Here is a 17200-nt window from a genome sequence, read left to right on the forward strand (position 1 = left end):
CCCAGTGAGAGGCAGGAAAGAAGATGCGCAAGCTACCGATCCTGAAAAGCCTCCATCTGTTTGAGGCAGTCAGCGAGTTTCCAAGTTTCTCAAGGGCGGCCGAGCGGCTAAACATGACGACCGGCGCAGTAAGCTACCAGATGCGCCTGCTTGAGGATTGGTTCGGCAGGAGACTATTCGTGCGGCACAGTTCGGGCGTGCGGCTGACATCCGATGGCGAACAGCTCAAGCGCAACTGTGCAAGCGCATTCACTATGCTCGAGAAGGGATGCTACGAGCTGCGAAGGCGCCATGCAGGACGTTCTGTGGTGGTCGGGTGCTCAACCACGTTTTTGTCGCACGGCCTGTTGCCCCGTATCGGTCGGTTCCGCAAACTCTATCCGGACATTGACCTTGTCTTTGAAACCGAAGCCGATCTTGACGCGCTGGCTGTTGGTGCGTTGGACGTATTGTTTGTCGCCGGCCCGCTGAAGCGGCCGCTTCCCGTCCGCGGGGTGCACGCATCAAATGAGATGATTGGCCCAGTCTGTGCGCCAGCTACGCTCGAGGCGATCAAAAGCCCGGAAGATATTCTGTCTATCTCTCTGTTGCACGAGGCTGACAGGCTGGACGCCTGGAGCGAATGGGCCAGCGCAGCTGCAATATGTTTGCAAGCATCGCGCAAGGTCGTGTTCGATACATTTTCCTTGACTATGGAGGCGGCCAAAAGTGGGCTGGGAGCCGCAATATCCTCGCAAATTATGGTCAGAAGCAACCTTGAGAAAGGAGAGCTCGTAGCTCCATTCGGCTTCGTGCCGGTTAATCGCTCAATCTATATGTTCGTCAATGGGCACGCGCGCAATAGCGCGTCCGTCAAACAGTTTGAGCGCTGGGCGCTGTCAGAAATACTGATGCCGAATCATCAGCCATCGCCTTTCGAGGCACCGACTCGGCAGATCAAGCAAGCCGCTCAATCGAAGGGTCTGCCGGATGGGTCCCTGCTGGCATCAAGTCGTTGACGGCCATCATGGACCTACCAGCTGCGGACTGTTCGACGGTAAGACGCAGGAAATCCGTGGCGCGCAGCCAGAAGATCAAGGATTGCAAACACATCGTCGACATAGGTGAGCCCGTTCGCGTACTTCGCATTCACTGGTAAAGAGCTTTCCTTCTCCAAAATCAGAACGGGCGCGGACTGATGATCCTGCCCAAGCCTCTCGATAAGCGCGGCCCGTGGTCTCGCCCAGGAAATCCGGCGAACGTCGAGCCTCGCAGCGCGGCTTGGAAACGCGGATAGCAACCCGTCCAATAGCAAACATTGCCAGCAGTAGAATTGTCGTCCCGGCAAGGCCGGATCCGAAAAAGGGCGTTCTAAAAGGAACAGCTGATCCCATGGCATGGTGTGGATCCCTGATCTAGCGATCGGCAGGACATGAAGCTTGAGAATCCATTGATCTGACCACCGCGAAGGTCGCAACGGCGAAGGCAACAAATACGCTCGCCGCGCATAGGAGAACGATCGTGCCGAGAGCAAGCCAATCACCTAGAAGCGACAAAGCAATGCCATTTCCCGCAACGCCGCTATAGGTGCAGCATTGAAATATCCCAGAGAGGCGACCGGCGCGGTCAGGAGCCACTGAAGACACCATGTGCGCGTGAGCGGCAGCCGCAAAGATCTGGCCAAAACCAAGCATCGCGCTGCTGGACGCGATGACCACGGAAAGGCCGGCATCGAGTGACATCAGCGCAAGGCATGCCGCAAGCAGCATCGCGGCCCCGGCAATGGTCGGCAAAGCGCCTAGCAGGTCGTAAATCGGCTTGACGGCTAGCGCGCCCAGCAAGGCAAAAACGCCGTTCGTCATGACAATCGTCAATAGAACGCTTTTGTCGAGAACCCCGTCAGCTGTGGCATGTATCGCAGGATAGACATTGATGATGCCGGCGCCGAGGTTGAGCAGAAAAACAGCCAAGAATGCGGGATAGAGCGGTGCCAAGTCCTGGACGGTTCCCGAAGGCCGCGCCTCAAGCACTGCTGGCGTTCTTCTGAACTGCTGCTTGATGCCAAGGAGCACAATCAAGGACAGCATGATCGCCGATATGTTGAAGGCCAAAACGCCGGGCAAGTGCAATTGATCGGACAGCATGGCACCTGCAAACATTCCCAAAAGATAGGTGAGCCAGTCGATATTGGCGATGTTGCGTAGCACCGAGATCATGCCGTCTTCCGATGTAATACGACGGAAGAAAGCAACCTCTGCAGACAAATAGACCGGCTGGACCAGGCTCAGGACGGCCATTGCGGTATAGCTCTGAAAGGAATCGGCTCCGTCGCTGCCGAAGATGGCGAGCAGCGCGCATATGCGAACAGCATTGACGATCATCATGGCCGAGATCGGATCGCCTCGGTCGACCAACGGCGACAGGAAGAGGCTCCCGAGCATGATAGGCGCAAAAGTAATCGCAACGCCGAGACCCGCGGCGCTCATGCCGGATTGCAGAAGGCCGATCAGGATGCCGATACGGAACGCCCAACCGCCGATCTGAATGATCAAATGCGAGAGATAGATGAACTGCCGTGTGCTCGCCCCACTCATTGTTGGCTTAACTCATCGAGGATCATTGGATATCGCTTGACGCGGAAGGGAAGCTGGATGGCACTGGCTTTTTGACGCGACATCGGTGCGATGAGCCCGCAAGCCAACGATCAACGCTCTCGCAACAGGACGGTTTGGCAAAAGGCACCGCATTTACCTATCTACCTCCCTGTCGGCGTTCGGTCATTCCCGGATATGCCGGCCCAGGCGCTTGCTTTGCCGGTCAGTTTGAGTTGCAGCGCTTGCCGCAACAGCGTCCGGTAGACCCCGCCGGAGCTGTGAGGTGCAGCACCCATGTCCTTAGCGATCCTGTCTCACGTCGCTCGAGCTCGATGGCAAGAGTGCTATGAGCCGCAAGCTCACCGCGGCTTCGCGGAAGATGCAGAAACTCGCTCCCGCCGCGAAGCCAGGTCAGCTTGCAGGCTCTTTTCAATGTGCTCACGGGTGAGGACGTAGTCTGGATCTCCTCCTATCTCGACAGCGACTGTCGCGTGGTTCAGTGACATATCTGGCCGGCCTTCGTTGAAGTACTCGATGGCGAGATTGTTGTGGGTGAGCGCATGTCGAGGGTTAAGGTCAAGAGCTCGAACATAGTGTGCGATGCTCTCGTGCGCCTTGCCAAGCTCGGAATAGGCTAGGCCGATATTGCTCTGCAGGTCGGGGTTTTTGGAATTGATCTCGGCTGCCACGAGATAGGACTCCAGGGCAGCCTTCGGCCTGTCCTGCCGCATCAAGATGTTGCCCCTCTCGAAGTGAGCCCGCCATTCGTTTGGCTTGATGACAAGTGTCCTGTCGAGATCGGCGAGGGCGCCTGCGGCATCTCCCATTCTGCTGCGAAGTGCGGCCCTGTTCAGGTGAGCCTCATAATAGGGTGGGCAAAGTTCAATGGCGCGCGCATAGGCCTCCAAAGCCTCAGCTTCCCTCCCAGCCACTTTCGAAAGCAGGTTCCCCAGGTCGTTGTGATACTCTCCATAGTAGGGATCGTACGCAATGGCCTCACGCAACTGCGTCTCAGCCCGAGAAAGTTCGTCGATGAGCTCATAGACCTGACTGGTGTTGTAGACCAGAATCGATTGGTGAAGCTTGAAGCGCTCGTCGCCATACGCCTTGAGCATCTTGCCAAGGCCTTCGGCGCAAAGAGCGAGGGCTTCGTCGTACTTCTGCTGTTTGGCCTTGATGTAAGCATAGGCGTTCTCTGCAAACACCCTGATGTAGTCGTACTTGTCGTGCTCCCTGAAATCCCGCTCGATGGTCTCCAGGTTCCGTAACGCGCACTCTTCGGCCAGCGTGAGGTTGACCGGCTGCTGATAGCGTCCATACGTCATTGATTGGGCATAGAGAACCGTTGGCGTGTACCGGCTCTTTGGGAAGGTTTTGTCAAATTCATCCAGATAGGGAACCGACACCCGCCCGCAGCCGAGTGAGTACAGCACAAAAGCCGCGTTGATGAAGGCGGCGTTCACGGGAGCATCCCCCGAACCGTAGGTGCGAAGCGCAGGGTCGGCGAAAATTTCCCCGAAATAGCCAAACCAGACATCATACAGGCCAATGCTCTGGAGGATCTGACTCGGCTCTGCAAGCAGCTCCAGACGCTTGTACTTGTCCCGTACCGATAGCGCATGAAGCAGGACGAGAGGCGCTTTGCCCGCCAGATAACGCTCCAGGCACGCGTGGTGCAACTGCTCGTGCAGATGATCTGCGGTCGCCGGCTCGAAGATCGCATAGTTTCGCTGCGCGATCAGATCGGGCGCGGCGCAATCGGATTCAATGTAAGATTTGAGAAGGCTATGCCGTTCCCCCGTGTTAAGGCTGGCCAGATAGAGATCCACGGTCGCGGTCGGGTCGAGATAGCCGACGACTGGTAATCCTGCCGCAGCGCATTTGCTCAAAGCCTCCGCAATCAACGGATTGCCGCCGCTTGCCTCGTAGATCTGCCGTCGTTTCTCGGCGGGTAGGTCTCGATCAAGGATCGAGCCTAGCTCTTGCGAGCTATATCTGCCGAAATGAACCTCGCTGGCGTCCGGGAAATAGAGACGTTGTTCATAGTCAATCAGAACGAAGCGAAATAGCCGCGCATCGTCGTCCAGCCTGACGAGCAGCTTGATCAGGTTCCTGGCCGAGCCGGACAGGGCCGCCGCCCGATCGATGACGATAATGTGACGCTCGTTGAGCTGTTGGGCGCAGTTGATCAGGAATTCGGCTAGTCCGACCAGGAGCTTGTTTTGATATTCATGATGATAGAACCGGGTACGCTCCTCCTTGCTCGAGGTATTGGTGAGATCCTTCGGCACGGTAAAGGCGTCGCTGTTTAGGAGGGGGAATAGCCGCTTCAAGGATTGTTGTGCCGCCTCAACCAGTTTGAGCCTAGCTTCATTGGCCCACCTTAGTTCGGCGTCAACGAGCGCTTGCAGCCCGGCAAGATAGCCGCCGGTCCGCCAGTCGCCGTCAGTGATAGAGAAGTTGGAATTGGAGCTCGCGAGTGCCGATTTGATCGTTGGCACCGGTGCCATGCCCGCTTCCGTCTTCAAAATCGTAATCGGACTGAGCTCGACGGATGCTGATATGGCTGAAAGCACGCGCTGCTGGATCAGATCAACCATTTTACTCTCCCCAACTGTCACAAAAGAGGGTGGTCGAAACGACCACCCTCCGATGCCGCCATGCTCTCATCAGGTAGATGCATCCAAGGCATCCGTCACACCAACCTAGAGCGTACCCGTGTACGGAGTGGTGGTGCGGATCGTGGTCTTGATCTCAGCGATCTTCTTTTTCATCATATGCTCCTTTCCTTCTCTGGCACGCCAGGCCCAAGCGAAGGCGCGGCCAGTCGTGCAGGACAAGAATAGTAAATTGCTGCACCAATCCGCAGCGAGATTCCTTGACAGTCGTTGTCAAAAAGATTGAACGCGCGATTCGGATCGGCTGCCCGAGCCGGCAGCAATAGCTGCGCCCTTCCTTTTGCGATGCGTTCAGGTATCGCGATCTCAGGCTCAGCAGCCTTGGGCCGGCTGGCGGCGGGGGCGTAAGAATGAACCTCGTCGCAAGGAGTGTCACGAGGATAGGCGCCTTGTGCGCTCTGCTTCTGCACATGAACCTCCTGGTGGCTGGCTGATGATCGCCTTCGCGTTTTTCTGCGTAGGACGTGAACTGGTGTATGTATCCGTTGTGAGACTGCCAGAGACGACAGCGTGTTGCTCTGACCTGGGCTCTCATCGGGTACCTTGCGCCGCAAGCTCCCTTCGCAGAGGAGCAAATTGGCTGGCGCAAACCCATTTAGGGAGGCCTCCGGTGAGACAATGGCGCGGTTCAAGTATGACAGGTCAGCGGACGTAGCGTGGGCCAGCACCGACCGAATATGGACCTCGATCCGAGCAGCCCCTACCAGAAGTCAGAGTTTCAGCGCTAGCCGACTTCCCAATAAGGTGCGAGGGCGCTCTGATTACGGATTTGAGCAACCGCTGGAGTTTGGCTGATCGCATGGCACGCTCGCTCGATGCGATCAGCCTTCCTGCCTTTAGCGGTCAGTCCAACCGCCGGCCTTTGGTGCCATCGATCGCCAGGATTTGTACCCACCTCGCAAATGACGAGCGACATCGATGGTTAAGCAGATACCCGCGCTGACCGGTATCCGGTTTGTCGCGGCGGCAGCGGTCGCATTGTCTCACGGCGGCAGCGTGTTCTTGCAGGGACCGAGCCTCGGACTCGATATCAGCGTCGGGACACTCGGCCTGCTCGGAATGTCGGTCTTCTTCACGCTGAGTGGCTTTGTCATTCAATATAACTATGGCAGCTCGATTGTGAGCAGCCCGCGGAAAGCGATCCCGGACTTTCTCGTGGCGCGCATAGCGCGAATCTATCCTCTGTTCGTTGTTCTGTTTCTCGTCGAATTGCTGACCGGACCGTTTGTCTGGCCGTGGCTCCTCGGAACCGAGGCGCCGGCCGAAGGATTCTCAACGCACCTCATCCCGTTTCAACTCGGGATGGTGCAAACCTGGTTTTTTGCAAATATCGCCGGTGTGGCTCCCGTCTGGCAGTACGAGGAGGTCGGCATCGTCTCCTGGTCGGTGAGCACCGAATGGTTCTTCTATCTCGTTTTTCCCCTCGTTTGCCCTCTCCTTGCGCGGGTCAGAACTGTGCCCGCCGCGGTTTTGTGCGCCATTGGAGCCGTCGCAGTCGAGCTTGGCATCGACCTTGTCGTGCTCATGCTGCAGGGCCGCATCAACCTGTTTGCGCTTCATGCCTATGGAACCGAGGCGGCTCTGCCGAACTGGAAGAACACGCTCATCCTCTGGATCGTCTACTTTTCGCCGTTTTGCAGGGTGTGGGAGTTCGTTCTCGGCTGTTGCTTGGCAAGGCTCCATGAAGTGTGGTCGGCGCAGGATTTTAGACCGTCTCGCGCTCTGCTCGACATCGCAACAATTGTTGGCGTCGGAGCGATTAGCTGGGTGTTCTGGTTTACCGCCCACAAGCCGCCATTTGGGGCTTCCATGAGCCTGTTCGATATTGCGCGCAACAATATCGCCCTGGCGGCGCCGGTTGCGCTCATCCTTGTCGCGGCGACTCAGCCCAACAGCACTGCAGGACGGCTGTTGTCAGCAAGGTGGCTTGTCTTTCTGGGCGAGGCCAGCTTTGCCCTCTATCTGATACACATCATCATCTTCCGGCGTTTTCCGGTGGTGCGTTGGGAAACGGCGAGTCAACTGGTTGGCCATCTCGGTGCACTCGCTCTTGCTTTCGCCCTGGCGACGTGCGCCGCGATCCTGTTGCATTTCGGCTTCGAAGTGCCGGCCCGACGGCGAATTCGCGGCGCCTATCAGTCGGCCTCGGCGGAACAGCGCAGGCTCGTAGTGCGATTGGGAACTGTCGGCTTTGCCGCTCTTGTTGGTGCGGCGGCCGCGTATGCACTGCGGGATGCGACCGGAGATGCCATCACGCAATCGGGTATTTCGGTCGTTTCCGGTACGTATGGCGGCAATTGCCGCTGGATGTCAGCGCGCGGCAACACCACGGATGCGCTTGCAGAAGCGTGTAATGGTAAGAGTGAGTGTACGTTTCGTACAGAGATGATACGGATTGCTGATCCTGCTCCGAGTTGCGCAAAGGAGTTTGCCGTCGCCTGGTTCTGCAAGGGAGACCGCAGCATTCGCGCAAGCTCGGCTCCGGATGCGCATGCGACGTCGTCGGCTCTGCAACTATCCTGTAACAAGGTGGCGCGCGATGATTGAGCCGCGGGCCGAACGCCCATCCGGAACTCGCCCCTGAAACGAAGATTTGCGACGTCAGGGTCTTGCTGCCGGCCGTCGCACAAAACAGTCAGCACTTTGGTCATCGGGCAAAAAGTTGAGGGCGTGATTGCCGCGGCGGACGAGCGTCGTTTTGCCGCCCACCTTGATGGCTGCGAGAGTCTTCGCTAGATCACGAAGGTTCACTGATGGAGATGCCGCCGTGGCAATGGGTATTGTGAAGTGGTTCAATTCCAGCAAAGGTTATGGCTTCATTCGGCCGGAGGATGGAAGCGCCGATGTGTTCGTACACATCAGTGCCGTGGAAAAGGCCGGTTACACCACTCTCGAAGAGGGGGAGCGCGTCAGTTACGAGCTCAAGGCCGGGCGCTCGGGCAAGACGTCAGCTGAGAATCTTCGGGTTGGTTGATTGAAGTGCACCTGCGGGCTGCCCTCTGCAACTTGTGATCTCGCGCCTGTCCGGCGATGCCTTGATCTGGTGCGCCGGGCGGTTCTTTACGACCGTCGCTTCCAACTGAGGCTTTGCCGCAAGCCCCGTGGCGGCTTTAATCAAGGCATTGCGCGCCGGTGCCACAGCAGTTCCGGATTCTGCCCGCCCTGGAGCAGTGTGGACCTGACACAATATCCTCGGTGCCATGAATGGTCCGAACCGTACACTCCTGCCCAGCGGGCCAGGAGGTGTACGCCGCGCATGTCCTTGTAGCAACTTGCTGCAACGGCCGACGCAAAGCTTGTGCTGTCGATTCTAAAACGAGCTCACCGAGGCGAGTTCGTCCGTTATGGACGATACGAGCCTGCGGCGTGCTGATAGCGTGCCCGCTCGAGGACCGCTCGCGCATGAGCAGGCGAGCAATCTTAAGGACGCCGGCGCTCGTAGTTAGCCAATATAGTTGAGGTTAACGGCGGCACGTTGTTGACGACGTTTCCCTGATCTTGAACCATTGGACGGGAACTGCACACACAGCCCATCGGAGACACGGCAAGTGTCCTTCCAGCTGACCGTCCTGAAAGTGCTGGCCGGTCAGCCCACCGGGCGGGCCTCTGTTGCCGAAGTCCGACGCGCCGTGGAGATCCTGATGAACAGCGGCCGCGACTGGACCGATCGCATGAAGCGGTTGGCCGAACATGCCCCGGATCTGAATATCTTTTCGGCGAAGTTTGTCATTCGTGACGCTCTCGGCTGGGAAATCACGCAAGAGGGGCGGCAATTCCTCTCTGCGCTCGAAAAAGCGGTCGCCGATCAAAGAGAGCGGCCCCAATCAACCATCGATCCCTCGTCCAACGAACTCCATGCGCATGCGTTGGATGCCGCTAAGCCACATACTGCTCCCTGCGATCGCCGTCGCAGGTCGCGGCGGCGCCGCAGGAAGGCCCGGTCTGATCGGCGTTCAGCATGAAGTGGCTTGACGCCAACGATCACCCATCCCCTACCCAAGATGGGCGCGGTATTTGACCCGTAGCGCTGAGGAGATGCGACAAACAAGTTTGAAGCGGCGTAACATGCGGGTACGTGATGGGCGAGCGGAAGCGAAGGCGAGAAGCGGTTTTAAACGGCCCCTGTCCGTGCGGTTCGCAGAAGACCGCCCGCCATTGCTGCTTTAACGGCAAAGACTGGCACAAGCCTGCCGCCTCTCTCGGGCTAAGGTCGCTTCCGCCGTCATCGAGTGTCGCCAAGTGTTACATGAAGGAATTAGGGTCTTGTGTTGCCCCAATATCCGGCGAACACATCATCTCAGAGTCGGTCATCCGGGTGTTAAAAGGGGACGGTGAATTCTCGGTTGCCGGCCTGCCATGGCTTGCGCCGGACGAGACCAAGATACTGGCGCCCCAAAGCCTGCGGACCAACTGCCTTTGCACCAAGCACAACAGCGCGCTGCATCCGCTCGACGATGCGGCACAGTATCTCTTTGCGTCGCTGAAATCGTATCTTGAGCACGACGCGGGAATGAGGCATGCCCTGGTGTCGGGGCACGACATTGAGCGCTGGCTGTTGAAAACGGCCAAAGCGGCTGCCGTCTCGAAGAATCTTGCAAGGGGGCGGGAGCGGCTTTCCGGCACGTTCTCGCGGGACGCGGCGATACTGGACATGCTCGACGATCCGCGTCACTGGCCCGACGGGGCCGGGCTCTATTGTGTAATGAACACGGGCGATACGCTGCTGAACCAGTCGCGCTTTCAGTTGCAGCCACTCACCAATGCGCAAGACGATATCGAAGCTCTGGCGCTCAGCATCATGGGCTTGGTTTTTGTGTTGCTGCTCGAACCGCTCGATGTCAGCAAGCATCCCTTCTTACAGGGGGCAAAGTACCGACCAGCCAGAATTGTCATATCGTACCCGACCTCCACCAACTGGCTTACGATGAGCTGGGAAGACGGGAAAGCCCACGAGGTGCTGACGATGCAGCACGTGCGCAATGTGCCAGCCGGTGCTCGCTGACGGGTTCAGCGGCGGGTGTTGGAAAATCTTGTATATAGCGGGGATAAAGTTTCATAACCAACTGGAAGAACTGACGAAAACCGGGATTCGCACAGCTGCCTGTGGGAAACGTGCATAACCGATTATGTGCGTTGCGGATCAGCTCCGAAACCCCGACATAGGAATCCCCACCGGCTCTCAAGGTTTTCAATGGAGAGCTGTATGTCCGACCATCAACTGAAATTCAAAGATCCCGGCTTCGACTTCGATGCCAAGGGATGGCAGGCGATCGTCGCGGCCATCCTCATCGTCGGTATCGTGGCGTGGCTATGGCACTAGCGTATCCAGCCGACGCTGGTTGGCAAGTGTCCCCTGGTCAGGGAATTGGGACGTATTGGCCGCACTGGCACGGTTCGCATTGAAGCGTATCAGAGCCGGGGCACGACGGACATCGCCATGGCATTGACCCTTAAGCGCGGCTATCGCCAGAATGTTCTTGCGAGTAATAGTAGGGCGGACATACTCGTTATAGTTGATACATCGAAGTTACAGCTTTGCCTATTGCGAAGGCTCGCGGGGGCTGCAATCTATGAGTCCTTTTGCCAATAACCTCTTATTCCTGGGCATACTTACCGCATTCCTCATCCCTGCCAAGAAGTGGACCGAGATGAACCCACACAGGATCGAAGACGGTCCATCTTGGGGCATGGCGACGGTCAGCGCATTTTACACGATGGTCCTATTTGCGATCGCACTTATTTCTGAAGCACGAGAATACTCTATAGCAGCCGCGTTCTTCGGCTCTTTCGCATTTGGCTCCGCAATAGGTGGCTGCTTTCTGACCCAATTTAAGCGAAGCCCCGAAGAGGTTCCCAATGCGCTACTTCGATGGTGGACCAGTAAGTTCGACGGAGCAGCGGACGGCCTGTTTAAGTCAGTCTTCGTTTTACCGGCGGGGTGGCTGATCTCGCACCTCACTCCACTAAACGGCCGGTTCTGGTCAGCAGTCATCCTGGCGATAGTACTGGTTTCTGCCAAAACCGGGGTCGCCATGTTGGTCCTTCATGACGATGCGGCAGCTTTGCTGCGAACGACGCGGGAGCGGATGCTCATCGGTGGCAGCATCCTGCTCACCATGATCGTGGGCATCGCCAGCCTCTTGTTTTGGCTCGGTCTCGCACGACCGTTTGTCGAGAGTTGGTCGCATGAATGGACGGGCATTATGGGCTTCCTAGTGGGAATCATCTTTCACTCCCTATAGGCAGCTTGGATTAGTGAAGTCGTGGCCAGCCAGATCATTGAACCATATTACGAGCGAATCGGCCAAGCTTGTCGTCTGTTCGACCTCCCCGCCTGAGCACCCGCCAATGACCTTTAAGGGCCATAACGTCACCATCGAACCGCGCGCTTTCGCGGCGCCAGTGAATGACCCGGAGATCGCAGAGGTTATCGACCTCAATTCAGGTGAGGTACAGCGCGCAACAACGTTCATAGCGTCGCACCGCTACAGCGAATTGGTGGAAGCGCGTGTCGCCATGCGCGAGCGGATGAAGAAGGGACAGCCACGGCATATTTGCGCGATTTGCGGTACGCCAGTGCACCTAGTCGCCAACATGCGCAAGCGCTTCTTCTTTCGCCATAAGACAGAAGATGGCTCATGCCCCGCGATAACGCGGGGTGCGTTAAGCGAAGAAGAAATCCGCGCGCGAAAGTATCATGGTCTGCGCGAAAGCGAAGCACACAAGCGCATCAAGCAGCTTATTGAACGCAGTTTGCGGGCCGACCCGGCATTCGACACAGAGACAATCGTTCAAGAGAAACGTTGGAGTGCGGCGGACGATCCCCGGACTTGGCGCAAGCCCGATCTGCAGGCGACCTCGACTGAAGGACAGTTTGCCTTTGAGGCCCAGCTATCGACGACCTTTCTGGATGTCGTGGTCAGTCGTCGGATGTTCTATCGCGAGGTTGGAGCGCACCTGATCTGGGTTTTGGCGAGTTTCTCCGAAGGCTACAGGCGCATGACCACTGACGACCTGTTGTTCTCCAATAACTCAAACGTCTTTGTCGTCGACGAGGAAACGGTTCGCTTGTCGGAAGAAACCAAACAGTTTCACCTGCGATGCCACTACCGCGTTCCGTTCTGCAATGCCGGCTCCGTCGGCGACAAGTGGCAGGAAGCTGTGGTTCCTTTTAGCGCGGTCAAGAAGGAGATCGAGCAGCAACGCGCCTACTATTTCGATTATGAGGCGGAAGAAGCGAAGGCTTTGGACCGGCAGTTGCGTGACGAAGTCATTGCCTATTGGACGGAGAATATGACCCGGCAGATGGAGGGAAGGCCGGGACATCAGGATCGCTGGCTCGCTATCAAAGGGAAACTTGCCGAGCGCCACGTCGCCGTGCCAGACCGCCCGGCATGGGATAGTTGCTTTAGGGGTATGATGCATGCCGTGTTGAGTGGCCTGAAGGGCCACGGCGTAGGATGGCAGTTTGATACGTTGATACAGTGCGCGCACCAGGCTGCCGAAAAGCACCCGGAAAGCCTGCTTGCGTTTGCTTTTGCTGTCGAGGTGGCGGGCCACAAGGAGTTGCTGAAAAGCCAAGATTCGACCGGGAAGTGGGCTTCACGGTGTAAGGTAATGCGTACCCAATTGCGCAAGGGAGATCCAAAGTACGCGCCGCCTCAAGAATGGATGCCTGCGCTATCGTTTTTGTTTCCTGAAGTCGGTGCACGCTTGGCCGATTTCGTGCGGCGCAGCGGCTTATCAACGAGTTAGCTCACCATCATCGTGAAATCGCATTTACGATTATACGATTTGATCTGGCGTACCTTATTATCGTGCCGATTAGAGGGGCTCCCACTATGTCTGAAACCAAGGTGAGTGAAGCGGACTATGATGCACTGCGCGTACTCATCGACTGTATGGAGAAGACGCCACCGCTATCTCACGAAGAGATCGTTGTTTTGTCCGCCAACCAGGATACCGTCATTGAGCGAATGCTCGCGAGCGGCGAAAGCTGGAATCAAGCCTCGTCCGAGCCCGCTTTTCTTTCCCTAAGCGAAAGCGAATTCCGACACCACCTGAAGGCAATCGATAACAATCTCTGAGAGCAGACGGCCATCGTTGCCGACGCATTTTCCAAGTACCTGAAGATGGGCGAAGTCCCGGCCCCGCACTATCCCTGGCGCATTGCCATCATTCTACGGCGCGAAAAGAGATTGGATTTAGAGAAACAGTTCCTTGCCGCGTGGTGCGGGCACTTCTCCGGCGGAAGCGGCGTCCGGTACGCTCAACTGGTCGATCGACTCCGAAAACTGACATAAGCATCTGCGATTAGCCCTGTGGCCCCGGAGCACCAGCTGCTGCAGTGCTATCCTAGCTTTCTCTCCAGTTCGCTGTCGCTTTCCAGCAAGCGCACCTCCAAACTTGGAATCTCTGGCATGGCTTTCCCAGCTATGGCCTGAAGGTCGCCGACCATTCCCACCGTGGATTCGATGACGGCCAGTATCTGGGTCTCCCTTTGTTGCCTTGTGGATGGCCTCGGCGTCGCGCAGGCGCTGCCGGATGGCCGATCACGATTGGATTCTTTTCGAACTGGCTTCGGGCGGCTATGGCGCTTTGCAGTCCAAAGCACTCGAAGCCGCCAAGTCCGTAACGGCCGTGAAGTTTATAGATGCCAACGAGCGTTCAACGCTTCGCGAGAACGATGAGCTCATCCCAACACTCGAGGAGGAGTTGGAATCGGATCAGGATGACTCGCACGACGATGAATGATGTGTGAGTCACTGGCGAGCTTGTTGCACAAGTCAAAAACTTGCAACACTGGTAGTCATCGGTCTTCGTAGCCGCTTTGACTGTTGCACCAGTCCGTTGCAAATTACAGACAGTGAAACACGGCTACGCCCGCGTGTCGACCTCCGAGCAGGATCATGCTGGGCAAGTCGACGCTCTAAAGGCTGCCGGCGCCGTCAAGGTCTTCAGTGAAAAGACGAGCGGTATGAGGGCCGATCGGCCACAGCTCGCCCGTGCCATCGCCGCGCTGGACCAAGGTGACGTGCTGGTGGTTATGGTCTCATGCTGGCGCTTCGGTGCCTTGATTGAGAATGTCGAGGTAGCGGACGTAGGCGTATATCCGCCGCCTCTGCTTGGCGGTGATTTCGCGGACGATGCCGAGTTTTTCCAGATGCTCCATCGCCTTGGCGACAGTAGGCTTCGAAAGACCAAGTTCTTTTGTCGTCGCCGGCACCGATAGAAGTGGGCGCTTCTGCAGAAGCTGATGCACACGCAGCGTCGATGCCGCAGGCCGGCCAAGCGCGGATATGGCGCGCCGGTCCTTTTCAAACAGCTCCAATAGCTGGCGCGCGGTTTCGGTTGCCTGGGTCGCGGTTTCAATCACGCCTTCAAGGAAGAAGGATATCCAGCTTTCCCAATCGCCGGTCTCGCGGACTCGTTGAAGCAGCTCGTAATAGCGTTTTCGATGAGTTTTGAAATAGAGGCTGAGATAGAGCACAGGCTCTTTGAGGGCACCCGCTTCACAAAGAAGGAATGTGATGAGCAGGCGGCCGAGACGGCCGTTGCCGTCTAGGAATGGGTGAATGGTTTCAAATTGAACGTGCGCCAAAGCGGCTTTAATGAGGAGAGGAATGCCCTGATGCTCCGCATGAAGGAAGCGCTCCAGCTCATCAAGGCATTGCATGACGAGATGTGGGGGAGGGGGCACAAACGTTGCGTTCCCGGGTCGCGTTCCACCGATCCAGTTCTGGGATTGCCGAAACTCGCCTGGCTGTTTGGTGCTTCCGCGTCCGTTGCGGAGCAGTACGCCGTGAATCTCTCTGATCAGCCGCAGCGACAGAGGAAAATTATCTGTGCGCAGGCGGCGCAGGCCGTGGTTGAGGGCGGCCACGTAGCTCGACACTTCCTCGACATCGTCGATCGGAGCGTGGGGAAGTTCATCGGCTTCGAAGAGCAGGAGGTCGGAGAGCGAGGACTGCGTGCCTTCGATCTGGGACGACAGGACCGCTTCCTTCTGAACGTACATGTAGATGAAAAGTGGCGGGGCTGGTAGAACGGTGGTCACGCCGTCCAGACGGCCTAAGGCGGCCGTCGCCCGATCCAGCAGCTCGACGATCTTGACCAGGTCAATGGGCGGAACCGGCGGGAGAGGGGGCGGCATGAAGGCGCGCACGACCTCGCCCCCCACGGCGCTTTCGATGAAAGTACCCAGCCGGGTTCCGGTCGCATTAGCCAAGAAAGCTATCCTTTCCTTACGATTCGTGTAAGTAAAGGATAATTGGTTTTCCTTTCCTTAGGTAGGACGGAGCCCTCCGTTTGGGCAGCTTTTCTCCCCCTACGCCCGCCAAACCAACTCGCCCGATCGGAAAACCGGGGAAAATGCCCGGAAACGTTGCGCATTGCTTGACCGTCCAAAGCGGCAAGTTCTAATTTTGTTCTCATGCGCAAGGGAGCCTATCAGAAAGCCGATCAGCCAGGTTGGGTCGGGTTCCCCCCAAGCTTTCTAGACAACAGCAGCCGCCCCAACCCTTCGGACAGGAAAAATGCACGAGATCATCTGTCCCCACTGTGAAAAGGCCTTCAAAGTCGACGAATCCGGCTATGCCGAGATTCTGAAGCAGGTCCGTGACGGCGATTTTGAGAAACAACTGCACGAACGGCTGGAGTTGGCCGAGCGGGAAAAGCAGAACGCTGTGGAATTGGCCAAGGCCAAGGTCAGCAGCGATTTGCAGAAGACCGCGGCCGCCAAGGATGCCGAAATCCAGGAGCTGAAGTCCAAGCTTGAGGCGAGTGAGGTTACTCAGAAGCTCGCCGTCACCGAAGCCCTTAGTGCAGTGGAAAAAGAGCGTGACACGCTAGCGAACGCGCTCGCGCAAGCTGAACGCGAGAAGAAAGCTTCCTCAGAGCTTGCTGAGGCCCTTTTGGCCAGCGAGCTGCACAAAGTCTCCGCCGCCAAGGAAGAGGAAATCCGAGAGCTGAAGGCCAAGCTCCAAGGCGTCGAGCTTGAGAAAAAGCTCGCCGTGACCGAGGCCGTCGGCACGATCGAAAAGGAGCGCGATGAGCTGAAAAACGGCATCAAGCAGGTACAGCTTGAAAAGCAGCTCTCTGAACAGTCGCTCAAGGACAAGTACGAAACGCAGCTCAAGGATCGCGATGACGCGATCGAACGGCTAAAGGATATGAAGGCCCGCCTGTCGACCAAGATGGTTGGCGAGACCCTCGAACAGCACTGCGAGACCGAGTTCAACCGGGTGCGATCGATGGCCTTTCCACGAGCGTATTTCGAGAAAGACAACGACGCGCGGACCGGCAGCAAGGGTGATTACATCTTTCGGGACTCGGACGAGACCGGCAGCGAAATCATCTCGATCATGTTCGAGATGAAGAACGAGAGCGATAGAACCGCGACGAAGAGCAAGAATGAAGATTTTCTGAAGGAGCTCGACCGGGATCGCAATGAGAAGGGCTGCGAATATGCTATCCTGGTCTCACTGCTCGAACCTGACAGCGAACTCTACAACGCGGGCATCGTCGACGTCTTCCATCGCTATCCGAAGATGTATGTCATCCGGCCGCAGTTCTTTCTACCCATGATCACGCTTCTGCGGAATGCTTCTCTCAACTCACTGAAGTACAGGACGGAGCTGGCGCTCGTTAAGGCGCAGAACATCGACATCACACAGTTTGAAAACCAGCTTGAGACGTTCAAGAACGGGTTCGCCAAGAACTACGATCTTGCCTCCAGGCACTTCCAGACGGCGATCACTGAGATCGATAAGTCCATCGATCATCTCCAGAAAACAAAGGATGCGCTGATCGGCGCGGACCGCAACTTGCGCCTTGCGAACGACAAGGCGCAAGACGTGACGATTAAGAAGCTGACCCGGTCTAACCCGACGATGGCCGCGAAGTTCGCGGAGCTTAAAAACCAGGCCGCTGAAGCCGCCGAGTGAGGCG

General features: G+C 57.2%; 14 protein-coding genes and 1 pseudogene. 11 read left to right on the forward strand and 4 right to left on the reverse strand.

Annotated elements, in window-relative coordinates:
- Positions 1-23 precede the first annotated feature (23 nt).
- Entirely contained in the window at positions 24-998 is a 975-nt protein-coding gene (locus tag ACVMIH_RS38280) for a LysR substrate-binding domain-containing protein (RefSeq protein ID WP_456865669.1), read from the forward strand.
- A 14-nt stretch (positions 999-1012) separates the two neighbouring features.
- Here ACVMIH_RS38280 and ACVMIH_RS38285 read toward each other — a convergent pair whose 3' ends face one another.
- The 3 genes from ACVMIH_RS38285 to ACVMIH_RS38295 form a co-directional block, all read right to left on the reverse strand.
- A complete protein-coding gene (locus tag ACVMIH_RS38285) occupies positions 1013-1378 on the reverse strand; it encodes a DUF3088 domain-containing protein (protein ID WP_456865670.1) in 366 nt (121 codons plus the stop codon).
- Positions 1379-1394: 16 nt separating this feature from the next.
- The gene (locus tag ACVMIH_RS38290) at positions 1395-2573 is read right to left on the reverse strand and encodes an MFS transporter (protein ID WP_456865672.1); all 1179 of its coding nucleotides are present in this window, start codon (positions 2571-2573) and stop codon (positions 1395-1397) included.
- A gap of 359 nt (positions 2574-2932) precedes the next feature.
- Positions 2933-5173 (reverse strand): tetratricopeptide repeat protein, encoded by a 2241-nt coding sequence (locus tag ACVMIH_RS38295; RefSeq protein ID WP_456865674.1) that lies wholly within the window; start codon positions 5171-5173, stop codon positions 2933-2935.
- A 996-nt stretch (positions 5174-6169) separates the two neighbouring features.
- Between ACVMIH_RS38295 and ACVMIH_RS38300 the strand changes: the two genes are divergently transcribed.
- The 9 genes and pseudogenes from ACVMIH_RS38300 to ACVMIH_RS38340 all read left to right on the forward strand — a co-directional run.
- Positions 6170-7798, forward strand: a complete 1629-nt coding sequence (locus ACVMIH_RS38300; RefSeq protein ID WP_456865676.1) for an acyltransferase family protein — start codon at positions 6170-6172, stop codon at positions 7796-7798.
- A 220-nt stretch (positions 7799-8018) separates the two neighbouring features.
- Positions 8019-8225, forward strand: coding sequence for a cold-shock protein (locus tag ACVMIH_RS38305; protein WP_456865678.1), 207 nt, complete (start codon positions 8019-8021; stop codon positions 8223-8225).
- Between the two features lie 574 nt (positions 8226-8799).
- Positions 8800-9213: a hypothetical protein gene (locus tag ACVMIH_RS38310; protein ID WP_456865680.1), complete on the forward strand. Its 414-nt coding sequence runs from the start codon at positions 8800-8802 to the stop codon at positions 9211-9213.
- 284 nt (positions 9214-9497) lie between these two features.
- Positions 9498-10253, forward strand: coding sequence for a hypothetical protein (locus ACVMIH_RS38315; protein ID WP_456865682.1), 756 nt, complete (start codon positions 9498-9500; stop codon positions 10251-10253).
- A 568-nt stretch (positions 10254-10821) separates the two neighbouring features.
- Entirely contained in the window at positions 10822-11493 is a 672-nt protein-coding gene (locus ACVMIH_RS38320; protein WP_456865684.1) for a hypothetical protein, read from the forward strand.
- 106 nt (positions 11494-11599) lie between these two features.
- On the forward strand, positions 11600-13006 hold the full coding sequence (locus tag ACVMIH_RS38325) for a DUF6035 family protein (protein ID WP_456865687.1): 1407 nt from the start codon (positions 11600-11602) through the stop codon (positions 13004-13006).
- 86 nt (positions 13007-13092) lie between these two features.
- The gene (locus ACVMIH_RS38330; protein ID WP_456865690.1) at positions 13093-13338 is read left to right on the forward strand and encodes a hypothetical protein; all 246 of its coding nucleotides are present in this window, start codon (positions 13093-13095) and stop codon (positions 13336-13338) included.
- Between the two features lie 457 nt (positions 13339-13795).
- A complete protein-coding gene (locus tag ACVMIH_RS38335; RefSeq protein WP_456865693.1) occupies positions 13796-14005 on the forward strand; it encodes a hypothetical protein in 210 nt (69 codons plus the stop codon).
- 133 nt (positions 14006-14138) lie between these two features.
- A pseudogene (locus tag ACVMIH_RS38340) lies at positions 14139-14285 on the forward strand (recombinase family protein); the annotation flags it as partial.
- An 18-nt stretch (positions 14286-14303) separates the two neighbouring features.
- On the opposite strand, the gene ACVMIH_RS38345 reads toward ACVMIH_RS38340, so the two are convergent.
- Positions 14304-15479 (reverse strand): Fic family protein, encoded by a 1176-nt coding sequence (locus ACVMIH_RS38345; RefSeq protein WP_456865696.1) that lies wholly within the window; start codon positions 15477-15479, stop codon positions 14304-14306.
- 307 nt (positions 15480-15786) lie between these two features.
- Here ACVMIH_RS38345 and ACVMIH_RS38350 point away from each other — a divergent pair, with 307 nt between their 5' ends.
- Positions 15787-17196, forward strand: coding sequence for a DUF2130 domain-containing protein (locus ACVMIH_RS38350; RefSeq protein WP_456865699.1), 1410 nt, complete (start codon positions 15787-15789; stop codon positions 17194-17196).
- Positions 17197-17200: the final 4 nt, after the last annotated feature.

This window comes from Bradyrhizobium sp. USDA 4503 (genome assembly GCF_054055815.1).